The 25,640-nt window shown below is 33.0% G+C and carries 20 protein-coding genes and 1 pseudogene; 3 read left to right on the top strand and 18 right to left on the bottom strand.

Features of this window, described 5'->3' with window-relative positions:
• From CD111_RS05420 to allC, 4 genes are all read right to left on the bottom strand, one after another.
• A partial coding sequence (locus CD111_RS05420; protein WP_206124222.1) for an Ldh family oxidoreductase occupies positions 1 to 362 on the bottom strand: 362 nt, incomplete at its 3' end.
• Positions 363 to 385: 23 nt separating this feature from the next.
• Complete coding sequence (allD, locus tag CD111_RS05415) at positions 386 to 1,417, bottom strand: ureidoglycolate dehydrogenase (protein WP_095085409.1); 1,032 nt, start codon at positions 1,415 to 1,417, stop codon at positions 386 to 388.
• A gap of 15 nt (positions 1,418 to 1,432) precedes the next feature.
• The gene (gene allE / locus CD111_RS05410; protein ID WP_095085406.1) at positions 1,433 to 2,221 is read right to left on the bottom strand and encodes a (S)-ureidoglycine aminohydrolase; all 789 of its coding nucleotides are present in this window, start codon (positions 2,219 to 2,221) and stop codon (positions 1,433 to 1,435) included.
• A gap of 22 nt (positions 2,222 to 2,243) precedes the next feature.
• Positions 2,244 to 3,473, bottom strand: coding sequence for an allantoate deiminase (gene allC / locus CD111_RS05405; RefSeq protein ID WP_095085402.1), 1,230 nt, complete (start codon positions 3,471 to 3,473; stop codon positions 2,244 to 2,246).
• Positions 3,474 to 3,646: 173 nt separating this feature from the next.
• Between allC and CD111_RS05400 the strand changes: the two genes are divergently transcribed.
• Both CD111_RS05400 and CD111_RS05395 read left to right on the top strand, forming a co-directional pair.
• On the top strand, positions 3,647 to 4,486 hold the full coding sequence (locus tag CD111_RS05400; RefSeq protein ID WP_095085398.1) for an alpha/beta hydrolase: 840 nt from the start codon (positions 3,647 to 3,649) through the stop codon (positions 4,484 to 4,486).
• Positions 4,476 to 5,720 carry a Zn-dependent hydrolase gene (locus CD111_RS05395; protein WP_095085395.1) on the top strand — a complete coding sequence of 415 codons (1,245 nt, stop codon included), beginning with the start codon at positions 4,476 to 4,478 and terminating at the stop codon, positions 5,718 to 5,720. Before CD111_RS05400 ends, CD111_RS05395 begins: the two co-directional genes overlap by 11 nt.
• A 173-nt stretch (positions 5,721 to 5,893) precedes the next feature.
• Here CD111_RS05395 and allB read toward each other — a convergent pair whose 3' ends face one another.
• Both allB and allW read right to left on the bottom strand, forming a co-directional pair.
• On the bottom strand, positions 5,894 to 7,255 hold the full coding sequence (gene allB / locus CD111_RS05390) for an allantoinase AllB (protein ID WP_095085393.1): 1,362 nt from the start codon (positions 7,253 to 7,255) through the stop codon (positions 5,894 to 5,896).
• 2 nt (positions 7,256 to 7,257) lie between these two features.
• Positions 7,258 to 8,718, bottom strand: a complete 1,461-nt coding sequence (allW, locus tag CD111_RS05385) for an allantoin permease (protein WP_095085391.1) — start codon at positions 8,716 to 8,718, stop codon at positions 7,258 to 7,260.
• A gap of 144 nt (positions 8,719 to 8,862) precedes the next feature.
• On the opposite strand from allW, the gene CD111_RS05380 reads away from it, so the two are divergent.
• Positions 8,863 to 10,470 (top strand): PucR family transcriptional regulator, encoded by a 1,608-nt coding sequence (locus CD111_RS05380; protein WP_095085389.1) that lies wholly within the window; start codon positions 8,863 to 8,865, stop codon positions 10,468 to 10,470.
• A gap of 103 nt (positions 10,471 to 10,573) precedes the next feature.
• On the opposite strand, the gene CD111_RS05375 is transcribed toward CD111_RS05380, so the two are convergent.
• The 12 genes and pseudogenes from CD111_RS05375 to CD111_RS12430 all read right to left on the bottom strand — a co-directional run.
• Positions 10,574 to 12,076 carry a peptide MFS transporter gene (locus CD111_RS05375; RefSeq protein ID WP_095085388.1) on the bottom strand — a complete coding sequence of 501 codons (1,503 nt, stop codon included), beginning with the start codon at positions 12,074 to 12,076 and terminating at the stop codon, positions 10,574 to 10,576.
• Between the two features lie 248 nt (positions 12,077 to 12,324).
• On the bottom strand, positions 12,325 to 13,269 hold the full coding sequence (locus CD111_RS05370; RefSeq protein WP_095085386.1) for a M23 family metallopeptidase: 945 nt from the start codon (positions 13,267 to 13,269) through the stop codon (positions 12,325 to 12,327).
• 265 nt (positions 13,270 to 13,534) lie between these two features.
• Positions 13,535 to 13,957: an OsmC family protein gene (locus CD111_RS05365; protein WP_095085384.1), complete on the bottom strand. Its 423-nt coding sequence runs from the start codon at positions 13,955 to 13,957 to the stop codon at positions 13,535 to 13,537.
• A 37-nt stretch (positions 13,958 to 13,994) separates the two neighbouring features.
• The gene (gene kynU / locus CD111_RS05360; protein ID WP_095085382.1) at positions 13,995 to 15,278 is read right to left on the bottom strand and encodes a kynureninase; all 1,284 of its coding nucleotides are present in this window, start codon (positions 15,276 to 15,278) and stop codon (positions 13,995 to 13,997) included.
• Between the two features lie 99 nt (positions 15,279 to 15,377).
• The gene (locus CD111_RS05355; RefSeq protein WP_095085380.1) at positions 15,378 to 16,214 is read right to left on the bottom strand and encodes a GNAT family N-acetyltransferase; all 837 of its coding nucleotides are present in this window, start codon (positions 16,212 to 16,214) and stop codon (positions 15,378 to 15,380) included.
• A gap of 299 nt (positions 16,215 to 16,513) precedes the next feature.
• A complete protein-coding gene (locus CD111_RS05345; protein ID WP_095085378.1) occupies positions 16,514 to 17,794 on the bottom strand; it encodes a (Fe-S)-binding protein in 1,281 nt (426 codons plus the stop codon).
• Positions 17,787 to 19,196, bottom strand: coding sequence for an FAD-binding oxidoreductase (locus CD111_RS05340; RefSeq protein ID WP_188350577.1), 1,410 nt, complete (start codon positions 19,194 to 19,196; stop codon positions 17,787 to 17,789). The genes CD111_RS05345 and CD111_RS05340 overlap by 8 nt, the downstream gene beginning before the upstream one ends.
• Positions 19,197 to 19,851: 655 nt before the next feature.
• A complete protein-coding gene (locus CD111_RS05335) occupies positions 19,852 to 20,259 on the bottom strand; it encodes a hypothetical protein (RefSeq protein WP_095085374.1) in 408 nt (135 codons plus the stop codon).
• A gap of 96 nt (positions 20,260 to 20,355) precedes the next feature.
• The gene (locus tag CD111_RS05330) at positions 20,356 to 20,865 is read right to left on the bottom strand and encodes a GrpB family protein (protein WP_095085372.1); all 510 of its coding nucleotides are present in this window, start codon (positions 20,863 to 20,865) and stop codon (positions 20,356 to 20,358) included.
• A gap of 60 nt (positions 20,866 to 20,925) precedes the next feature.
• On the bottom strand, positions 20,926 to 23,271 hold the full coding sequence (locus CD111_RS05325; RefSeq protein ID WP_095085370.1) for an immune inhibitor A domain-containing protein: 2,346 nt from the start codon (positions 23,269 to 23,271) through the stop codon (positions 20,926 to 20,928).
• Between the two features lie 185 nt (positions 23,272 to 23,456).
• Positions 23,457 to 24,608 carry an MFS transporter gene (locus CD111_RS05320; RefSeq protein ID WP_095085368.1) on the bottom strand — a complete coding sequence of 384 codons (1,152 nt, stop codon included), beginning with the start codon at positions 24,606 to 24,608 and terminating at the stop codon, positions 23,457 to 23,459.
• 158 nt (positions 24,609 to 24,766) lie between these two features.
• Positions 24,767 to 25,640 (bottom strand): annotated as a pseudogene (locus tag CD111_RS12430) (hypothetical protein); the annotation flags it as partial.

The raw sequence follows: 25,640 nt of genomic DNA, 5'->3' as shown, positions 1-25,640 counted from the left end.
CCTAACGCGCCACTATGCGATATATTCTTAACACCAACAACAGCCACACCATTTTCGCGTGCCATTTCAATAGCGCGTTCCATAGCTTGTTTAGCTGCTTGATGTCCTGGTCCATTATCACCATCGAAAGTAGCAGTAGCAGGTCCCGTTTGTTTAAATGAATAATTCGGATGAGCCGTAATGCCGCCTTTCGCTATTCTTTCTGCATAATATTCAACACGTACAGCACCGTGTGAGTGAATACCACGGTGGTCAGCAAATGTTAATACATCTGAAACATCTGATGCAGCTTCTTCGTTTAAACCTGCTTTAACTAATTTTTGTTTCATGAGATCAAATAATTTTTCTTTTGAAAGACGCATAACGTCACCTCTTCATTTATTTTTTAATAAACTTCATCTGACTTTAAATAATCATAAATTTCTGCTGCAACTGGAATACCTGATTCTTGATATTTCTTGATAACATCTTCTTGAATTTCACCAGGATAATATACTTTATCGAATCCTTTAGCAGGTGGAACTGCATGTAGTTCATCAACCATTTCAGAAACTTGTTCTAAAAATCTTTCTTTATCTCCGAAAAATGCAGGATTGATTACAATGTGTAATTGTCCTAATCTACGATATTCTGTTAAATCTTTATACATAGAAGTCACGTGTTTACCAAATGGTAAACCTAATAAACTACCTGACAAAATATCAACCATCATCATCAGTCCGTATCCTTTTGGACCAGCTACTGGTAATAATGCACTTACTTTATGTGGATCAGTCGTTGGCTCACCTTTATCATCTACAGCCCAAGTATCAGGAATAGATTTATGTTTACTTCTAGCATCTAAAATTTTGCCCCATGCTTGAACAGTTGTAGCCATATCAAACAAAATTGGGACGCCGTTTTTTCTAGGTGCGCTAAACGCAATTGGATTTGTACCAAAATATGGTTCTGTTCCACCGAAAGGCACAACCATTGGATCTGATTGACATACAGTTAATGCAACCATTCCTCTTTCTGCAGCTTGTTTAGCGAAATATCCGATTGCGCCGCTATGGCCCATCTCTTTAACACCAACAATACCGATACCTGATGTTTCTGCTAACTTAATTGCTTCTTCCATCGCTTCATAAGCTACGTAATGGCCTAAAGCGTTGTCACCATGATACACGCCTGAAGCAGGTCCAGTTTGTTCGAATTTCAATTCAGGTTGTAATTTATAACCACCTTTAGAAATACGTTCTGAATAATATTGCATTCTGACAGTACCGTGCGAATGAACGCCTCTTTCATCAGCAAATATTAATAAGTCTGCGGATTTATCAGCTTGAACTTCTGGTAAGCCTGCATTCATTAATTTATCTTTCATAAGTTGTCGTAATTCGTTACGTTCAACATATACTAAAGCTTCTTCAGTCATTGCCGATTATCTCCTTTATAGTTCGATATCTCTGTTTGCATCTTTAGAATAGATATATGCGAATGGCTCATCTAAACCTACTGCATAAGTTGCTTGTGGTGCATAAGCGCCCATAAAGATGTAATCACCTTTATCTACTGGTTGCCATTCGTTATCTAAGTTATACATACCTCTACCGCTTAATACATATGCGCCGTGTTCTTGTACATGAGTTTCAATGTAACCATGTGAAGCACCTGGTTTGAATGACAAGATATGAATGTTCATATCATAAGCAATATCTTTAGGAAGTAAATCTTGAACAAGTACTTCTTCCATACCTTCATATGCTTCTTGTTTCATTTCATTTACGTTATTTGAAACAACTTCTGGCTTGTGTCCTTCAAGAGGTTGGTAACGTTTTTTGTATAAGAATACTCGGCTATCTTCGCCGTTATTATTATTTTCAAATGTTATTTCTAAGTCTGCAGGTACGTATAAATAGCCACCTTCAGTTAATTGATATTGTTTACCATCTGCATATGCATTAATTTTACCGTATACAACATAGATAAATGTTTGGATACCGTTACCACCAAAACCTTGTTTATTACCGCCTTGATTTTTCAATGTAACTAAGTAGTCAACAAATCTTGCACCTAATCTTGGTGTTCCTAAAATTGTGATGTCGCAATCTTCAAAGCCTGGTACAACGTTATTTACTAAACCGTCTGGTGTAATAACTGCGTAATTGTCTTTCTTAATAACAGAACGTGTTTCTAAAAGTCCTTCTCTGTATCCTTGATTATGATTTAAATATCCCATAATAAATTCTCCTTTATTTGTATTATTCTTTATAGGCTAATTCGTAAAGTGTTTCTTTAAGTACTTCAATACCTTTAACTAGGTCTTCTATATTTGTTTCTTCATGAACATTGTGACTGATACCTGCAATTGAAGGTACAAACATCATCGCAGTAGGTACATATTTCGCAAATATTTGTGAATCATGACCTGCGCCTGATGGCATCACTTTATATTCACTACCTACTCTTTTTTGAGCAGCTTGTTCAACAACTTTGACTAATCTGTCGTCCATTAAAGTTGGTTCTTCGTCCATCCAACGGTCAATATCAAATTCAATTTCACTTTGTTCGCAAATTGATTTAATTGTTCCTTCGATTTCTTCAGCAAATTGGTCTAATATTGTTTGATCAATATGTCTGCAATCAATTGAGAACGTTACTTCACCTGGAACAACGTTAACCGTATTTGGTACTGGTACAACATGTCCAAATGTAAGTACAAGTGGATCGCCGATTTCTTCAGCTCTTTCAGTTAATTTTGTTGCGATTTTGCTAAATGCAACTACTGTATCTTTTCTGAGTCCCATAGGTGTTGTTCCTGCATGGTTTGCTTCACCTTTTAAGTTAACTGTATAACGTTTTTGACCCACAATACCATTTACTACACCGATTGATTTATTCTCTGATTCAAGCACTTTACCTTGCTCGATATGCATTTCAACAAATGCTTTAATGTCGTTTCTCACTGTCGTGTTCTTTCTAAAATCAAAGCCAGCTTCATGCATAGCATCAACAAAATTGATACCATCTGCATCCTCAATATCTTCTACATCTTTATTATCAGCTAAATTAAAGAAGTTTTTACTTCCCCAAAATGCATATGGGAAACGGCTACCTTCTTCTTCTGCTAACGATAATACTTCTAAAGATCTTAGAGGCGCACCGAATTCTTCTTTTAAAGATTGGATTGCAACTAACGCTGATAAAATACCGAATTGACCATCTAAGTGACCACCTTCAGCAACTGTATCAATGTGTGATCCAGATAAAATAACTTCATCTGGGTATTTAGTACCTTCTAATTTACCAGTTAAGTTTCCTACATCGTCAAATTGAGTAGCTAACCCAATTTCTTTGAAAGTTTTTTCTAATTGCGTTACGGCTTCTTTCCATTCAGAAGAATACAATAAACGTGTAATTCCACCTTGGCTTAAACCACCAAAACTAGTGAATAGTTTATCTAATTCTTCAAAAGTCGTTTTAATATCCATTCGACACAACTCCTTTATTCGTTCTTATCTATTATAAAGTTTAATTTTTGTCACTTCATCTACATTTCAAACAATTAAGGCATAGTTTTTTATGCACAATAAACAAATACTATTCAAGATTTGATTGAGATAATATATTTAGAGAATTCTACATTTTTTAAGGACGTGATTTTTTGGATCCAATACACGAAACGATCATCTCTCAAGATGGCTATCAGCTAAATATTAAAGTATTACCATCACTTGAAGATAAAGCAAAAGGGTCAATCATTTATTATCATGGTGGTGGATTTTTAGCTGGCGTTCCTGATGATTTACCAAATACGTATTTAAACATTCTTAACAAACAATATAACATCATCATAGCACCCTATAGATTGGCACCTGAAGTTAACCTTCAACGCATCATTAAAGATGCATGTCAATCTTATGACTTAACGCATCAGTTGTATGGCGATCTCCCTATATTTGTATTTGGTCGTTCTGCTGGGGCATATTTAGCATTCCAAATTGCTTCAGTAAAAGAAGTTTCAGGTATTATAGATTTTTATGGGTACGCTCGTATTCATGTACCCCAATTTTTAAGATCGCATGCAGGTTATAAAAAGCTAACAGCGAGTATCACAGCCCAATTAATTGATACGATGATTCAACCAAAACCAATTACATCTATTCCAATTCAGCAACGCTATATTCTGTATTTATATGCTCGTGCAAATGGCAGTTGGTTTAAATTTTTAGGTGTGGAACATTCAACAGATTCGTCATATAACTTAACGCCATCTCAATTGAAAGCTTTACCACCAACATTAATTGTACATAGTAACCAAGATCCAGATGTACCCTACTCTGAAAGTAAATTTATTGAACAACATATCACTCAAACAAAGCGCATAACCATTCAATCTGAAGAACATGATTTCGATCGTACAACATCTCCATCAAATGAGGAGATTTATAATGAAGTCGTTCATTTTTTAAATAACCTAAGTGAGGTAAATGATGAATACTAAACGAATATCTTCAACATTAGAAACTTTTAATCAATTTGGAAGAAATAACGAAACTGGCGGCATTAATCGAATTGCGTTTACACATCATGAACGACTTGCAGCATTAAAATTTTCTATGCTTTGTCAGCAAGAAGGTTTAAATGTTTACTTTGACTTAATGGGAAATGTTATTGCAAGAAGAAATGGAAAATACTCGAATTTACAACCTGTCCTTATTGGTTCACATATCGATACTGTTATCGACGGTGGTGAGTTCGATGGATTGCTTGGCGTGGTTAGCGCATTGGAAGTTGTTCGTCATTTGAATGACAATAATATTGAAACAGATCATCCAATCGAAATAATCGCTTTTAGTGCAGAAGAATCAACTCGATTTAATCAAGCTACGTTAGGGAGTAAATATTTTTGTGGTTTTTTAACTCAAGATGCTATGCGAAAAATCGAAGATAATGATGGGGAAATATTATATGACGTCGTACAATCATTGAAACAAGATGTCAGCACAACCGTGTTACCTAGAAAACAGAAAGATATTAAAGCATTTTTAGAAATGCATATTGAACAAGGACCTATTCTTCAAAACAAACATAAAGACATCGGCATCGTCACACACATTGCAGCACCTCATCGATTCAAATTAAAGTTAGAAGGTACGACGAGCCATTCTGGTTCAACTCCAATGCCAATGCGTCGTGATGCATTAACCGCTGCTTCAGAGGTAATATTAGCTGTTGAAAACATAGGACAACAGTTCCATAAAGAAGGTGTAGTTGCCACAGTTGGTTATGCGAATGTACATCCAAACACGATGAATGCTATACCAGGTGATGTCACTTTACTTATAGATGTTAGAGGTAAAACAACCCGACCAAGAGAACAAGTTGTTAGTGAAATCCAAAAGAAAATATCCGAAATTACGACACGAAGAGGGATAGAATATAAATTATTAGATTTAGGTCAGGAAGAACCGGTTGCCTTAAATCAACAAATTGCCAAAATCATTGAGTCATCTGCTTCTCTATTAAATATAAGTCATAGATATATGTTCAGTGGTGCTGGTCATGATGCTATGAATTTAGCAAAGATCTGTCCAACTTCCATGATATTTATCCCATGCAAAGACGGCATTAGTCATTCTCCATTAGAATCAACGACAATTGAACAAATTGAAAAAGGCACTCAAGTCCTAATAGATACAATATTACAAGTATCAAAGAAGGAAGTCATTTGTTAAAGCATAAACGTCCGAGTGGCCAATATATGTAAGAGACTTTAAGTTCAAACAATCTCCGCATTGATTTTAATATTTTATAAATAAAAATAGAACACATTATTAGGACAATCTCCTAGTAATGTGTTCTATTATTTTTGTGTTTAACTAACAAATGATACGATCATTTGTCATTATTAGATAAAACGACCGTTTGCTTCGTCTGAAATACCTTTTTCTATATCATAAATTTCTTGACCACGTAAAATTGTTTTAACGACTTGCGCTCCGATAGTTCTACCTACGTATGGGCTAATTTGATGACGATAAGCTAAGTCTTCAGCAGCCACTGTGTAAGGTGAATCTTTCTTAATGAATGTAAAGTCTGCGTCTTTACCGATTGAAATACTACCTTTTGCGTCTAAACCAAATCGTTTTGCTGGGTTAGTTGCAATAATGTCAGCAAATTGTTTCAATGACATATTACGTTTTTGAACAGCTTCATCAAATAATACATCTACGTTGTTTTGAACGCCTGCAATACCGCCCCAAGCTTCAAATGCGTTATCTGTATCTTTTAAATCAGGTGTACATGGAGAGTGGTCTGATGTAACAAATGAAATGTTGCCATCAAATACTTGTTTCCACATACCTTCTAATCTTGATTTTTCACGAATTGGTGGTGAACATTTAACAACTGGTCCAATTTCGTCTAACTCTTCTTTATAGAAGTATAAATAATGTGTACACGTTTCACATGTAATATCTACACCTTCTTGTTGAGCTTTAACAACTTCTTCTACGCCTTCTTCACATGCAACATGTACAATATGTACACGGCAACCTGTTTCTTTAGCGAAAAGAATAATCTTACGAATAGGCTCAAGTTCTGTAAATACTGGTCTTGTATCAACATATGCGCTTAATGTTGTTTCGCCATTAGCTTTTGCTATTTCACCTAAACGATCTGTAATCGCAGCATTTTCAGCATGAATTGATAATAGTTTACCAGTTTTGGCAATTTGTTTCATACCTTCATATAATGAATAATCATCAACATTCATGAAGTCTCCTTCAATAGAACGATCTCCACATGTTGCAACGAAACATTTATAAGCAACTACACCATTTTCGTCTAGTTCTTGAATACCACCATTTAAGTTAAATGGTACTAAACCACCGTAACTTGCTACGTCTACTGATAACTTACCTTTACCAGCGTCAAATTTTTCTTGGATAGATTTATGATCAACAGTAGCTGGAACTTGGTTTAAAGGCATTTCGATAAATGAAGTAACGCCACCTTTAGCTGAAGCTCTTGTTCCTGTTTCATATCCTTCCCAGCTATCTCTATATCCGCCACCTGGTTCTGTAATATGAACGTGTGCATCAACCATACCTGGTGATACGATTAATCCTTTAGCATCAATAACGTTATCTGCTTCACCTAAGTCATGTCCAATTGAAGCAATCTTGCCGTCTTTAATACCTACTTCAACTTCTTGTTCACCATTTTCTAGAATAACTAAACCGTTTTTAATAATTGAATCGAATTTCATATTTATGCCCCCTGTTCTTTTTTGTTTAAAGATTTAAGTAATAAATAAATTAAACCAGAAGATAAGAATCCTATAAACCATGAAAAGTCTGAAATCACTTTAAATCCTGGTAAAAATCCTAATAAACATACTACTACACCAATAATTGTTGCAATGTAAGCAGCTTGGTTAACTTTCGGAATTGCGCGTTCTTTAACATTAACATCAAAGTATAATTCATCGATGTTAATTTTACATTTAGCTACAAAGTAGAAGTGAACAATCATAACACCCGTTACTGGTCCTAAAATCGCACCAATCATATTTAAGAATACGAAAATACTATCTTCGTTCTCCATCATTTTCCATGGCATTATAAGAACACTTACTATAGAAGCAATCATTACGCCTCTCTTGTAGTTAACAATCTTAGGAAATAGTGCACTTAATTGGTATGCTGCTGGAATAATATTACTTGTAGCATTTGTAGAAATTGTTGTTAATAATAAAACACCAAGTGCTACTAATATAGCCCAGAAGCTGCTCCATTCGTTAATGATTGTTAAGATGTTCCACTCTTGATGACCAATATAAATTGAACCACCGATTATAATTGAAACACTCGCTACAGCAAATAAAGTTTGTGCTACCACAATACCTGCTGTTTGACCGATGATTTGTGATTTTGTTGATTTAGAATTTTGAGTAAAGTCAGCAACACTTGAACCCGGTCCTGCCCAAACACCTAATAATGAATTAAATATTAGGAAGAATGCGAGTAGTGCAGGATATAATAACCCTGAATTTGAATCTAAATCATAGTGCACGATATTACCAACGCCACCTGCAACGTAGATTCCCCAAATCGTCATACCACCGAATACGATGTAGATTAAAGGATTTAAAAATGCAGTGAATTTATTAAGTACATCGCCACCACCAAAACCAATTGCAAAGTTAATTACCCAGAATATGATAAATGCGATAAATCCAGGAATTGTAATTCCAAGAAATGTTGCACCATCCCCAATATGCGTAAATCCTGGGAACACTTTACTAATCAAAATTAATAATGCTTGTGAACCTGCATAGGTTTGTAAACCAAACCAAGCGATACCGGCAACTACACCACGTAATATCCCCGGTAGTTTGGCACCAATATCACCGTATGTGTGCCTTAAATGCATAGCGAATGGTATACCATATTTTGAACCAGCATATCCATTTGCTACAAGTAATAACGCTATTAAGAATGAACTTAATACTAGTGCAATTATAACTTGCAAGGGTGAAAGCCCTAATAGTAAAAATCCACCAACAGCTGTATAATTAGGTATATTATGTACAGCTCCCATCCATAACGTAAAGAAATTGAATGCTGATGAATTTCTTTGTTCTACGGGCTTGGGCATGATATCTTTATTGTAACCACGTTTCTCAAAAAGTTTGGAATCTAATGGGATTCCGTTACCCTGCTCAACCATAAATGATTCTCCTTTAGTTGTTTTAAAGAGGATTATATGTATAATCTTTATGACTATTTTACAACCAATACAAACGCGTTTCTTTGTTTGAAATGACATATTTTTTATTAATTTTATATTAAACGAACAAAAGGAGGTATAAATATGACGTCACTTAAAGAAATATTAGAAGTGCCTCGTTTCTCAAACATACTTTTACTAAACAAAAATGGAGACCTTAACCGCAAAGTAGAAGGCCTTGATATAACAGAAAACCAAGATATTAAAAATTTTACTTCATCTTCAATATTTATACTTACCACTGCAATGAACTATACAGAAGATCAATCTAAATTAAAAATTTTAATACAAGAATTAAATGACATTAACATTGCCGGTCTTGGCATTAAAGTTTCTAGATACTTAAAATCTATTGACCAAGATGTATTAGATTATGCTGATTCACTTCAATTTCCTATATTTGAAATTCCAGAAAGTTGGAACTTAGGAGAACTAACACATCAAATTTCTTCATTTATATCTGACGATGAATCCGAAAAAATGAGCTACGCCTTAAATTTACAACAAGAATTAAATCAAATGCTGATCAAAGGCTATGATGAGAAATTAATCGTAGAAAGATTTAGTAAACTATTGAAAGTACCCATCATGCTCATTAATCCTTTTGATAATGTTGAAACTGTTAGTTATCACTATAGGCAAGATAAGGCTTTATTAAATAAAAATTTAAATTACTTTAAGCGTTACAAATCTACAAAAGACATCACTCAAAACAATGAATCGTCATTCAATGAGCAACATGTCATATTCGAAGTACCAGCATTTAACTACTTCCCGTACTATTTAATGGTTTCTAATGTAGATACGCTAAGTTATCCATTTAGTCTTCTAACAATTGAACAAGCCGTTACAACAATAAGTTTTGCCATATATAAAAACAGTCGAATTAAAATCGCACAACGACAAGATAATAATCAATTCTTTGAATCTTTAATGTCAGAGAACACTTTATCCATAAAACAACATCCTGATTTATTCAAACGCTATAACATACACTTATCCGACTTCTATCAAGTTATTATTTGTGCAATTGATAAACAAGATGGAATAGAAAACAGTGTTTATTTAAACGAACGCTATCAAATGACTACAACTTGGTTAACGAACATGTTACATGACATTGATCAATCTATAACCGTATTCGCACTACCGAGTAATTATAGATTTGCTATTTTACTACAAACAAGACATCAATATTACTTAGACTATTGTAAATACATCCAAAAAGAATACACTAAATTTTTCGAAGGAAACATTTCACTTGGAGTCGGAAATGCAGTATCAGAATTCTCACAACTACCAAGTTCATTTTATGAAGCCAATGAAGCTTATGAAACTGAAGTCGATAAAGGAAATAAAGCATTTTTAAATGTTTATAAATCAAAAAACATACAAGAACTTTTACAACTTATACCAGAAAGCAAACTCAAACCTTTTATTACTTATACTTTAGGCACACTTGCTTATCCAAAAAAGACAAAAGAAAAAGAACTTAAACAAACACTCAAAGTATATATGGATAACCAATGTGACATCACTAAAACTGCTGATGAAATCTTTATACACAGAAATACTGTGAAATATCGAATTAAAAAATGCGAAGAAATCATAGGTCATTCTGTAGAAGATCCAATTCGTTCATTAGATATACGTATAGCTTTATATGCATCAGAAAAAATTAGTTTTAACTAAACTAATTTGACACAATAAGACAACCCCGATTAATGGTTTTTGAAGTATTCTAAATAAAAAAATCGAATTCATTAGCTTAAGCTAATGAATTCGATTTTTTATATTAATGTATACCTTGCATTAGTTTTTTAATTTTTGGTGTTAATGTTAACACGATAATTGCAACAACGATTGCGATTGCACCAATAAGACCAAAGTAATATTTCTGTCCTAATGGTTCGATTAGTTTTACAAGTTGTCCATTAATACCTTGTGCTGTTGCATTTGTTAAGAACCATAAACTTAACATTTGTGCTGAGAACGCACTTGGTGCAAGTTTTACTGAGACACTTGATCCAGTCGGTGATAGACAAAGTTCTCCAATTACACATATGAAGAAACTCAGTACTAACCAAATTGGATTCATTAATTCTGTAGTTTGTAGTTCCATCGCAATCATCATAACGATAAATGATAATCCTGCTAAAGTTAATCCTATTACAAATTTTAATGGTGTTGAAGGATTAAACCTTCCTAATTTTTGCCATAAAAATGATATAACTGGTGCAAACATGACTATAAATATTGGGTTAATCGATTGGAACCAACCTGCTGGAATAACAAAGTTAATACCATATGCATTTAAATCTAGTTGCGTACTATCTTCAGCAAATACACCTAATACATTTGAGCCTTGTTCTTGAATACTCCAAAATAATACACCTGCTAAGAATAAAGGTACATATGCTAATAAACGGCCTTTTTCAACTTTATCAATATCAGGACTTTTGTACATGATTAACCAATATACGATTGGAATAATGATTCCAAGTACAAGTACAATTAAACTAATTGAATTAAATGTTAATTGTCCAATGAAGTACAGTATGCTTAATAAAATGATAATAAGAATTGCACTATATGTAAAAATCTTTGTGTATTTTTTCTTTTCTTCTGTATTTAATGGATTGGAAGGATGATTTTCTACTTCCCCTAGGTTTCTCTTTTGGAAGAAAAGGTAGGCAATTACTGCTAAAAACATCCCGAATGCTGCAATTGAAAAGCCTTCATGAAATCCTATATTAAGTCTTACTTTATCTATTATTAATGGTGATAATAATGCTCCCATATTAACTGACATATAGAAAATAACGAATCCTGCATCTAAGCGACTGTCGTTCTTATGATATAGCCCTCCAACAACATTTGAAATATTGGGCTTCATTAAACCTGATCCTATAATGATTAGAATCATCGAAACTAAAAATGCTCCCAAACCAAAAGGTAATGAAAGTACAATATGTCCTGCCATTATTAAAATTGCACCATACATTAGTGATCGCCTTGAACCGAATAATCTATCAGCAACCCATCCACCGAGTATACCTGTCATAAATATTAATGACCCGTACATCGCCATGATTTGTTGTGCTGTTACTTTATCTAAACCTAGCCCGCCTTGTGTAACGGTAAAATATAAATAATACAATAAGATTGCGCGCATACCGTAGTAACTAAATCGTTCCCAAAACTCAACGAAAAATAGTATACCTAATCCGCGTGGATGTCCAAAAAACCCATGTTGAGGTACTGACTCAACCATTTCTTCCCGCGTCATCTTACTCATGTGAAATCGCTTCCTTTCTGATACCCTTGCTTTTTAAAAGTAGTTAAGAAATAGTTTAACCCTATATTTTTGAAATTTCAATAATATTAATATAAGTTTTAATATTTAGAATATTCCAATAAAATGGAATAGAATTAATCATTCCTATTTGAATTATCCATCATCAAGTAAGCGTTTCCAAATTAAATATAAAAACCAATTCAGTATAAAGTCAAAGATACTGAATTGGTTCTTATATTTAAATATTATTATCTGTTATTAACATATGATTCTGGATTAACAGCATATTGGTTTCCAACTCCGCCTTTCATGCGTTGGAAATGTAAGTGAGGCGCTGTTGAATTACCTGTACTTCCCGATTGACCAATTTGTTGTCCAGCTTTAACTTCTTGTCCTTTTTGAACATTAAGTTTATTCATATGCATATACCATTGATAGTAGTCGCTATTTTTTTCTTTAATTGTAACTTGGTTACCACCACCGTAGTTACTCCATCCACTTTGAATAACAGTACCATCTGCTAATGAATATACTGGTGTATTTTCTTTCATTCCATAATCCACACCGTAATGTGCACCACCACCATGATATTGACCATATTCTTGGAATTTAGGATGTTTAGTTAACCATTCAGAAGAAGTTTGTGCTTTCCCTTCTGAACTTTCATTTGATGCTTGTGCATCAGTGTTATTAGTAGCTGGTTGAGCATTTTGGTTATTTTCTTGTGCTACTTGATTATTTGCATTTGTTTGATTTGTATTTGCTTGAGATGCATTATTTTGATTATTTACGTCTGCACTTGCTTCGTTGTTTGTATTAGTTTGATTGCTAGTATCATCTTGATTCGCTTCAGTTTGATAACCGTTTTGATTGATTGCATCATCTGATTGACTTGGTATGTAATCATTGTCATCAATTGCGAAATAATAATAGTGATATACACCATTTTCATCTACTTGATATGAAGTATACTCTTTATTATCAAACATTGATTGATTCCAATTACCATCTAAAGTGTGATGATAGTTCCCGTTTTGATCAATTGTGTAATAAGAGCCATTTGCATACCCAGTAGTAAGTTGACTATTCTGATTTCCTTCTATTGTTTGTTCAGCTGCGTCTGCTTCATGATGTGCGATCCCGAATGATAATATTCCTAGAGTTGCTATAGATGTTGTTAATAATTTTTTCATTCCTGTTTACCTTCCCTTTCAAAATGTCTGAAACTAATCTATCATGCTCTAACTTAGAAATAAACCTTTGTAAGCATTTTGTATATTTAAAGTAATATTTTGAAATAATTGTTAAATAATATTACGTATTTTTGAATTTTTAGATATTTTCATAAATTAAAGTTTGTACAACAAAAAAGGCAAAACAAGAGCTGTTTTGCCTTTTGAATCATAAATTTCTATAGTATCTTCTTATTTAAATAGTCCACTTAAACAATTAAATAAACTAGTCAATTTCTAAATCTTTATCATTCAGCTTAATGTAATATTTCGTCGTCGCTTTGACAGAATTGATTGCTGAACAATATTTTTCTTCTGATAATTTTGTCGCACGCTTTATTTCCTTTGCCTGTATATCACCTTTAATATTTATGTAAAAATCAATATGCGTATAATATTTAGGATCCACTTCAGCACGTATTCCATCAGCAACAATCTCAAAATCTTCGACTTTATTCATATGGTGTCTCATAATATTACAAATTGATGCACCCATGCATCCTATAATTCCATTTAGTAATATTTCCATCGGTCTAGCTGAAAAATCTTCTAATTCATCATCTTGAGGACTAGTCACTATTTCATAACCAGTCGATTCGCCTTTAATAGTAAAAGCTTTATTTTTCTTCCATATACCTTTGGATTTCATTGTAATTTGTACATCCTCTCTTAAGCGAATTAGTAGATCAAATTACTGTATGACGTTTTGTAGAATAATCTTTGTATATGTCTTCTTTGACGATTTCTTCTAAAATCTCAATCACACGATAGACTTCTTCATATGTGTTATATAGTGCAACTGGAGCTAATCGAATCACATTTGGCTCTCTATAATCAGGAACGACACCTTTATCCCTTAATGCTTGTGATATTCTATATCCTTCATCGTGTGTTAGACAAACGTGTCCACCTCGTCTACTATCTTCCCTTGCGTTTTCCACTTTATAACCGTATTGATTTAATTTTTCATCTATTAAATACATCATATATGCTGTTATATGTAATGATTTTTCTCTTATTCTACTCATACCTACTTCTTTAAAAATGTTTAATGATCCTGCAAGAGGTGCCATTGATAGTAAATTAGGAGTTCCAATTTGCCAACCTGATGCATCTTGTTGATGATCAAATTCATGTAACAACTGAAATTGCGTTTCATCTTTATTTCCAAACCAGCCTGTTAAACCAGGAGATTTATCAAAATGCTTCTTATTTATATATAATCCTGCCGTACTACCAGGCCCTCCAGATAAATATTTATATGTACACCAAACCGCAAAATCAGGTTCAAAAGTACTGAAATTCATCTCAATCGCACCAATCGCATGACATAAATCCCAGCCTATTAAGATTCCTCTGGCATGTGCTGCTTTTGTTAACTTCTCCATATCGAGAACTTGAGCACTTCTATATAAAACAGTTGGTAACAATATTAATGCAACATCATCAGTCATTGCTTCAATAACAGCTTCTTCATCAATGAAGATTCCATCAGCGCTTTTGACTACTTTGACCGCTTCACTCACTTCATATCCATGAAGACGCACTTGACTATCCACTGCATAACGATCAGTTGGAAAGTTCAAATCATCTACCAAAATTTTATAACGATCATGAGTTGGCTTATACAATGTTGAAATAGCTTGATGGATATTAGAAGTCGTACTACCTACAGTAATCACTTCATCTGGATTTGCGCCAATTAATCCAGCCATATCTTTACCTAATCGTCTTGCGTATTCATAATACTTACCTTGTTCAATGTTCCACAGTTTAATTCCTTCATTCTTCCAAACATCCAACATAGTAAGTAAACTTTCTTCTGCATCTTTAGAAGCTAACCCCAGAGAATTACCATCCATGTATATCTCATCATCTTTTACATAAAACCTATCTCTTATATGATTTAATTTATCTTGTTTATCCAAGTCTTGTGCAAATTCTTTATCTACTTGAAAATTATATTCCACTTTGTAACCACCCCTTATCTAAATTTCAAACATATATCCTTTGTTTCAATATATCAATAAATTATAGTTTCGTACAAAGCTTTACCACAGTTAACAAAACTATTCGGGCAAAATTTGAATAAATTCCGCAACTTGTTTATAACCTATTTCTTTATAAATTTTATTAGATGTTGAATTATTCAAATCTGTATATAATGTTGTGTATTTAAACGTTTTTAATAATTGTTTAGTTAATAAAGCAACATTTCGAGCCGCATAACCATTTTTACGAAATGCTTTAGGTGTATACACCATACCGACATGAGCAAAGTATTCTTGCACAGGTACAAACTTCACAAACGAAACGGGTTCTTCTTCTTTCATCCAAAATTGTCCCAATTTATTTACTATCCAGCCATCTATTGTTGCTTTTATTTGCTGTTCATTCTTATATTTAAGTTCAATTTCTAAGTCCATTTCTATCATTGCTGCGATGTACCATTCTTTTAATAATATTTCATCTTCTTGCTGAGCAATTTTCGTATTTCCCGGGACATCTTTAAATTCATTTATAACTTCATGACAAACAAAGACACCTTCATTCAAATTGACGTGCCAATCTTCATAAAGTTTATTCGCTAACTTTTCCATCATTTCTTTATCGCCGGCAATACCTCTACTACTCAAATTATGATCACTCAAGTGTTTAGAGATAAACTGTATCACTTCATCAGCGTCAACTAAAATTGCAATTTGAACTGGGTAAGGCGGTGTATGGACAATGTGTGCAACGATTTTATTATTGTTGAATACAGCAGCTATATAATAATCATCAAACACATTTTCTTTAATTTGAAATACAAGGCGTTCCATTAAATTATACTTTCCGTTCTGATTACTTAAGCTTTCACTAAAATACTCTGGTATATTATCTTTACTATATACTACCCATTCCATCGCAACACACCCTTTGTTTTTTCCATTTTAATCCATTTACAAACAATAAAAAATATATCATTTAAAAATCAACCCTTACGATAATAACCGTAGTTAAACTCCGATGATGAATTACGGTTATGGTTTATGTATCAGCCTTTCATTTATTTGTGATTTCTGCTTCACTAGCTATTTGTTTTCCAATTTCAATTGAACAAGTAGCTGCGGGTGATGGTGCATGTAATACATGTAACGAATGTCTTCCAGATTCAAAAACGAAATCATCTCATAATGTGCCATCTTTTAACATAGCTTGTGCTCTAACACCTTATTTCACATGCTTCTGCAACGACTTCGACAATATGTTTCACTTTCACATGTTTACTTAAACCCTCTCGTTCTACTCCTAATTGCATTTGCATATGACACCCAGGATTCGACGTAATAATGAGATTAGGTTTAGCATCTTGTACATGTTTCATCTTATGGTCCAAAATTTTCATAGACTCATCAAAATGTATAATGTTGTATATACCAGCAGAGCCGCAACATAATGATTGACCTTCCATATTTAACATCTGAAGTCCGGGCACATTTTCTAAAATATCCTTTGGCGCATCAAATACTTTTTGTACATTTTCTAAATGACATGAAGGTTGATAGACTGCTTGATAAGGTATTTCACGATTAAATTCTAAAGTAAGTTTGTCCATGATTTCTGAAATATCTCTTACTTTTTCTACAAATTTTAATGCTCTTTGGTGCCAATAACTACCTTTTTTAAAAAGCTTGTCATATTCTTTCAACGAAGCACCACAACCACCAATTGTGTTGACGATATAATCAACATTTTCATCACTATATGCTGCTATATTCTTTTTAGCTAATTCAATTGTATCTTGCGTTTCTCCTGCATGATGTTGCAACGCTCCACAGCAAGTCTGACTCGGAACTTGATGTACCTCAACACCATGAGTTTCCATAATTTTTATGGCCAATTCATTTATTTTAGAGAAGAACGTATCCATAATACATCCTTGGAAAAAAGCGACTTTCATGTTTTCTTGATTATTTTTTGTATTTTTTACATTACTTATTTTTTTAGTTTTTTTAACACTTGGTAAGGCTAAATTTAATTCTGCAAATTTCTTATCTTTGCCTAGTAATTGCTTATTATTTACAATATTTTTTACACCTGATTTTTCATAATAATACAGTGCATAATTAAGTTTTCTTATTACGCCTTTTTTAGGAAGAATACGTTTAAAGGCAACGTTACGCACTAATTTCTCACGCAAATTCATTTTTTTATCTTCTTTTATCACTTCAACTGCAGACATTAACATATCCCCATATCGAACATGCGTTGGACAAACTGTTTCACATGCACGACACCCTAAACATAAATCAATACCTTCACTCATATCTTCAACTGAGATTTTACCTTCTGCTGCCATTTTCACTAAATTTATTCGTCCACGAGGTGAATGCTTTTCTTTTTCAAATGCAATATATGTAGGACAAACTGGTAGACAATAACCACACTGCACACAATCAAACGTTGCTTCATAGTCTAATCTTTCTTTTAAAGTATTATTCATTTCGCAACACTAACCTTTCCTCTCCCTCTTCGGGGAATATTTTCCCAGGGTTAAGAATATTCTTAGGATCTAATGCTCGTTTAATCATTTGTTGATAACGGACGCCATCTTCTCCCATTTCTTTTTTAATAAATGCTTTCTTCATAACACCAATTCCATGTTCACCTGAAAGTGTGCCACCTATTTCTATTGCGTAATTAAATATTTCTTCAACTGCATCCTCAGTCTTACGAACTTCTTCTTCATCTCTCATGTTTGTATTAATGGTTGGATGTAAATTCCCATCCCCTGCATGTCCGAATACAACTATATTTAAATCATATTTTTTCTTAATTTCATCTATTTTTTTAAACATTTCTGGGATTTTGCTTAAAGGTACGGTTGCATCTTCAGAAATTTTGGTATATCCACTTTCCACAACAGCAGGTGAAACAAGTTTTCTAACTTGCCACAATTTATTCTCCGCTTCTTTAGATTCAGCAATTTCAATATTCTCAACATTAATTTCTTTAAGCGCTTTTTTTATAATATTTAATTCTTTAATCAAATTATCGGGTTCACCATCAACTTCAATTAGTAAAATTGCTGCTGCATCTCTTGGTAAATCCAAACCTGCATAGTCCTCAACTTTATTTAATGCATTATGATCTAATATTTCCATTTTGGAAGGTCTTACCCCAGAAGTTAAAATTTTAGAAATAGATTTTCCGGAAGTATATAAATCTTCAAATATAATCATGGCAGTTTTTGTGTCAATTGGTTTTGGAATTAAACGTAACGTTGCTTCTGTAATGATACCTAAAGTCCCTTCTGATCCAATTAATAATTTAGTTAAATCATAGCCTGTTACATTTTTAATAGTTTGCCCGCCTGTACGAATTACCGCACCATCTGCCATTACAACTTCTAATCCAATCACATAATCTTTCGTTACACCGTATTTAATACCTCTTGGTCCACCAGCATTTTCAGCTAAATTACCACCTATTGTACATACTACTGAAGAAGATGGATCTGGGGGATACATTAAATTATGTTTTTCTGCAAGTTCATGAATTCTCCCTGTTCGCACACCTGGTCTTGTCTTAATAATTAAATCATCAGGATAAATTTCAAATTCATCATCCCATTGTGAGAAATCCATAACAATCCCACCTTTGACTGGCAATGCTCCTCCTGAGAGACTTGTACTCGCACCTCGAGCATATACTGGCATGACATATTCATTTGCTAATTTAACAACTTGTTGAACTTCCTCTGTAGATAAGACTTGTACAACAAATTCAGGCATATATTGACCAAATGACGCATCAAAACCATAAGACACTAAATCTGCCGTATCAAGCAATAATCTATCTTTAAAGATTTCTTCTAATTTCTTTTCTATTTCAATTTTTTTCATGTTCATCACTTATACCCTCTTATCGCCCAATTTTTTTCGCATTATAAAGTAAAACGCTTACATTCTTATTCCAAGTTTAAAGCTAATAGTTACATTTTTCAATACGATGGTTAGTATTCTATGCTTGAAGCTTTCATTTCTCTTTTTCGGGCCACATAACCATTTATCTGGACCGCATTTCTCTTTTTCGGACCACATAATCATTTATCTGGACCGCATTTCTCTTTTTCGGACCACATAACCATTTATCTGGACCGCAGTTCCTTTTTTCGGACCACATAATCATTTATCTGGACCGCATTTCTCTTTTTCGGACCACATAATCATTTATCTGGACCGCAGTTCTCTTTTTCGGACCACATAATCATTTATCTGGACCGCATTTCTCTTTTTCGGGCCACATAACCATTTATCTGGACCGCAGTTCCTTTTTTCGGACCACATAAGCATTTATCTGGACCGCAGTTCCTTTTTTCGGACCACATAAGCATTTATCTGGACCGCATTTCCCTTTTTCGGGCCACATAACCATTTATCTGGACCGCATTTCTCTTTTTCGGGCCACATAACCATTTATCTGGACCGCAAATCCAATTTATTGTTCTTATCTTCCTAATATTCATCATTAACTATACAATTTAAAAAGAAGAAACATTTATCTATTGATAAATGTTTCTTCTTTTTCTTCCGATTGATTTATTAAGTTCTTTTTCTCTTTAAATTCTAAATAATAGTTAATAACCCAAAAAACTACTGAAACACTAACGAAATAAATAGATTCCTTAGAAAGGTTTGGGGAATAGCTAATAAAAATCATAGCAGCAAAAGCTACATATATCAGTATAAAACGTATAGCAGTGTAAAATTTAAAAACGCTCAAATCTATTGATTTAAACTTTTTTTCAATAGAACTTAAAACATATAATAATGTTATAAATATAATGACAAAGGTCATCAACAAAACTTCGGCATATTTAGTTTCTATAACCATGATACTAGAAAATATAAATATCACTATAAGCGCAAACCTAATATGAAACATATATTTCATTACGAAATCCATTCTATGTTGACACCTCCATATACATTAATACATTTAAATATTTATTTTATTAATGGTAACATTTTACATATTTGTTAATCAATTATTTTATTATATTTATATACCCTCAAAATATGTTATAGCTCTTTGTTCTAACTCACTTACGTAGCCTCTTTTTCCTTTACTGTAATCATATGTATTATTATATTTTTCAGCTAAAGACGCCTTCATCTCACTATACTTTTGGGCTTCTTCTGTATTTATTCTTAAATAATCTCTTACTAATAAGTGCCTTTTTATTTCTTTGTTTGTATATTCGTATATGTGTATATGATGTGTTCGCCTATTGCCACCTTTTCTTAATAATCTTCTTCCTTCGATACCCCATTCACCCGCTACATCATAACCTAGTGATTCAAATTTTTTGTTATATAAATCTATTTTCTCTATATCTTTAACTATTACCATCATATCAACTACTGGTTTTGCCTTCATACCTTCAACTGCTGTACTCCCAAAATGTTCAAACTTAATAACTTCATTTCCCAGAATTTCATTTAAAATTTCACATTCTTCTTTATATTTATCCACCCAGCTTGTTTGATAGTTTGTTAAATTTATTTCCATAATGGCCCTCCATTTGTATAAAAAACGACCTTATACATCGTATAAGGTCGTTTTTTATTATTATTTTGAAATATTGATTTTACCGACTGTGTTATCTTTACTTTTTGCTGCGACTTCAAATTTCAGACCGTGGTTTGGCAATAATACACCTGCATCTTGTTGGCCTTTGTTTGAATAATCTTGGCTATCATCGAATAATGGGTTTTTCTTAATGTTTTTATCATGTAATTGATAGCCTTCATCGTTTTTCATTTTTAATTGTGGTTGATGATCTAAGCTGAATGCTGCATCTCTAATTTGGAATTGTGTTGTTGCTGGGTCGTCTTTAAGACCTTTTTTCGTCCAGTTTAACGCATTTTGGTCTGCGTCAACGATACTAATGAACCCTTGTCCTGGATGGTCTTTTACGTTGTTATTTGAGAAACTCTTATCTACATACCATACAGTCAGACCTTTATTGTATGACATCATACCGCCACCACGTTTAATGTGTTGTAGTCCTGCATCTGGTCCTGTGAAGTTTCTCCATTGTAATAAATAATAGTTCTCGTCGTAACGATTTCCATCACTTTGTTTAAATCCTTGTAATTCAAATTTAGATTTACCTTCTGCATCATCACTCAAAATTTCTTTACCTTCAGACGTTACTTTAATTTGATCAATAAACCATCCTGGGTAAGACTCCATTTTGTCAGTTGAATATAAGAATCTAAGTTTTACTTTTTTGCCATCGTATTTTGATAGGTCAAATTGCGCATCTTTATAGCCATTTGATTTGCCGTCTATACCGTTGCCTTGATTAGCACCGCTTCCTTCTGGATCATCACTGTTTGTGATATTGCCTTTTACGTTTTCCCATGTTTTTCCGTCATCTGTTGACGCTTGGACATAACCATAATCGAATCCTGGTTCAATATCAAACCAAGTCTTAAAGTTTAATTCTGATTGTTTCGCTGAAGTTAAATCTAAAGATGTTTCCATTGAATTTTGAGAATCATCTTCTGAACCACTCCAGTAAGCTTTCTTACCTTGTATTGGTTTTTGTAATAATGTTGCTTTGTCAGGTAATTTAACTTTAATAGCGTCATTATTCGTACCTTTAGTAGCAGCTTCATCTATCAATTCAGAAGTCTGTCCTGAAAATTCAGTAGCATCTAATTCACTGCCTGTTTGCCAGTTACCACCGTGTTGCTTTTGTAACATTTCTTTCATATACGGATCAAATCCTGTTGGTTCAGTTCCTGGTACTTTACCTGCCCAACTTCCAGAAGACATAATTGACCAAAATGATACTGGTTCTCCTTTACCTGTATACTTTGTATCATATTCATCTGGCAATCCTAAATCATGTCCATATTCATGAGAGAATACTCCAGCTGCTCCATCTTCAGGTTGAACTGTATAGTCAATCGCAGCTAATTTTCCACCAAAATTATCTAGACCAGAATCAGTTCCTGGAATTGTGTATGGTTCCCCTTTTTCATTAAAATCAAGTGACCATCTATGTGACCAAATTGCATCAGTTCCTAATTTACCGCCACCTGCTTCTTCTCCAGGACCTGAGTGAATTATCATAATGTGATCTACTATACCGTCTTTTTCATCATAAACACCATCACCATCTATATCGTCACGGTCCCATTGATCATAATCACTTAAATTTAAATTCTTATCTTGTGCTGCTTGTTCTAAAGCTTCTTTAATAAGTTCTTTCGGTTTGCCATCACTGCCACTTTCATCTGGTACATTTCCACCATAATATTTTGCAGGATGCTTTGCTTTATACCATCCATGAACTTTACCATCTACATCATAACTACCACCTGATTGATTTTGGTAATATTGTTTCATACTCATCAAGTTTTGACCATCTGGCCCTGAATATCCATTTTCACCGAATATCATATCTTGAAAATGTGAAACTGGGTAATCGTCATAATACATGTCTGTTTCATCTTTAGTAATTGAACTATTTGGGTAATCTGGAAATTCCATTGCTAATACTAATACTTTATCTTTTCTAACTTTGCCTTTGTATGGTTCTTTTTCAATTTTATCAACACGCTTACCGTTATTCTTTTTCTTATACATTTCTTTTTCATTTTTGTTCATTTTTCCTAAACGTTTACCATTATCCCCTTTTTTATAACGCTTATCGAACTTTCCTTGGTTTGGTATGTATTTTTGGTTGTATTGCTCACCTTTACCATCCATATATTTCTTTAGTTTTTCTTCTTTTTCTTTAGGTGTACTTGAAGATTCGACAACACCTTCTTTTTCCAAAGTATCTAGTAAACGGTCCTCATTCGGCGCTACTTGATTTGCCGATACATTTGGTGCTATAAATGGCAGTGCCAATACAGCAGTTAATGATGCAATTGATAATTTTTTAAAAATTAAATTCACGAAAAAAATCCCCCTTATTTGTGCAATATAACTTTATTATATACAAATATCCTTTAAATAGTACCAAAAAAACTAAAAATTCTAAAAATTTTTTGTTATTACAAAATAAAACACCTTTGCAATGAATCTCGTCAACGAGTAACCGAGATTCAAACAAAGGTGTCTCCACAAATTTATATTATTGTTTATATTTTCTGAGATTGTTTAATTGAAATGAGTAAGCATATAAAGCCTACACCAACTACGGAACTTCCTATCCATATCAAGACGTAATATGATTCTATTGCGCCAAGTAATAGTGCACCAAGTAACGATCCCATTGCAATGCCAAACTGAATCGTTGACGTACTAAACGTTTGATTAAAGCTTGCATATTTTTGACTTAAATTTATAAGGTATGTTTGTTGTGGCGTATTAATTGCCCAACCTAACATCCCCCATATCCCCGTATTAATAAACATGATGACAAACCAATTTGAAGTAACGGAAATGGATAACATAGTTAATGTATAAAATAAAATCACAATGACTAGTGTGCTTTTTGTTCCAATACGTTCAACTAATATCCCGCTCATTGCACCTCCAAATACAGCACTAACACCATAAGCAAGATACAACATACTTGCAGTGCTTGCTGAATAATGGAGTACTTCTGTTATAAATGGTGTGAAGTATATGTAAAATATACTTTGACCAGTGAAAAAGAAAAACGTTGTTAAATGTGCAAAGGTAATACGTGAATCTAATAGTGCTTTAGATTGTTCTAGTAATGTAACTTTCTCAATTGTTATATTACTCGGGAAATATTTGATAATGAGTCCAAGAATAATAGTACAAACAATCGTTACAAATATGAATATCGCTTTCCATCCTAAATATTCACTAATCATAATCCCTATTGGAATACCAAGAACCAGTGATGCACTGATTGCCATAATCAATATGCTAATAACGCGTGATTGCCTATGAACCGGAACAAGTTTCACACTTAACGATAGTGAAAGTGCAATAATCATCGATACACCCACTGCTAAGATGACACGAGATGCCATAAATAAATAGAAACCTGAACTAATGAGCGTCAATAAATTACCTAATATAAATAGAACTATAAAACCTACAAACAATTTCTTTCTATTGATGTGTGTCGTAAAGGCGATAATTAAAGGTCCAGATAAAGCAAAGACAAAAGCAAATATCGTCACAGCCTGACCTGCAGTCCCAATAGATACATCAAATTCTTCTGCAATATAAGGCAGAATCCCTGAAATAACAAGTTCTGTTAAACCTGCTACGAAACACAATAAACAAATAATAATGATATTTAATCTAACCATAGCTCCTCCAAATAAAAAGCACCCCCCATTGTATATGCAATGAAAGGCGCTACGTTAATTTTGAAACGTCAACAAGTCCATACTTGTCACCTATTAATATTCTAATCTGTTATATCGTATCACATAAATTTATAAGCTAAAAGACACTATTTAAAGTATTATTTAGATTTTGTATGTTTTATCGATAAGTTACCATTTACAGTTGGATAGAATGTAACGTTATGTTCACAATTTTTAATTCGCTTTTCATAGCCAAATTTCACGTTTAAATTTTTATAACCATCATAAACTATATAAACATTGAAGATATTAAATGCCATTCTGTTCAAAATATTATGATCTATTTTGACTGTTAATATATTATGATCAAATGACAAGTCTTTAATATTTATGTTGTTACTAAATAACGTTCGACTTTCAATCAAAACGCCACTAATTCTACTTTCATCAATATTAGATAACAAAATTTGTATATATGTATATTTCTTTGTTTCAGTAATTTCCAATAGATTGGCGTAATGCACCTCTAAAGAAAATTTCTGCTTAAGATCTGTTGCTTGGAGTCTTCCATTATCACTGTATGAAAATTTTTTCTTCCCAGACTTTAACCATTTGAAATACTCACAAAATCCTTTGAAATCATCTTCTAATACAAATTGAACTGCATTTTTATATCTCACATTTATATCTTGCAAAATATTTTCTCTAATATAGGGCGTGGTAAACACTTCTTTAATAATATTAAATATAGCTTCTTTTTCTTCTATAGGTAGTTTGTTGAACACATGACTATCACAATTGTTTAACATATCATATTCAACAATTCGTAAATAAAATTTATCTTTAAACTTTGGATTCTTAATTTTTTTGATTTCTTTAAATAATTCGTAATCACTTTTTCGTTTTTGATAAAAATCTGTTTGTTGAATCATTGAATGATTATCAGTTGTTCTATCAATATTTCCACATTCTTTAGTAATTGTTGAAACTTTCTTACACTGATTGAAAAAGTTTAAGAAAAATATCTTATCC

Source organism: Mammaliicoccus stepanovicii, assembly GCF_002902525.1.
Classification (GTDB): Bacteria; Bacillota; Bacilli; order Staphylococcales; family Staphylococcaceae; genus Mammaliicoccus; species Mammaliicoccus stepanovicii.
Note: the sequence above shows the minus strand (reverse complement) of the source record. Positions and strands in the feature narration are given on the sequence as shown.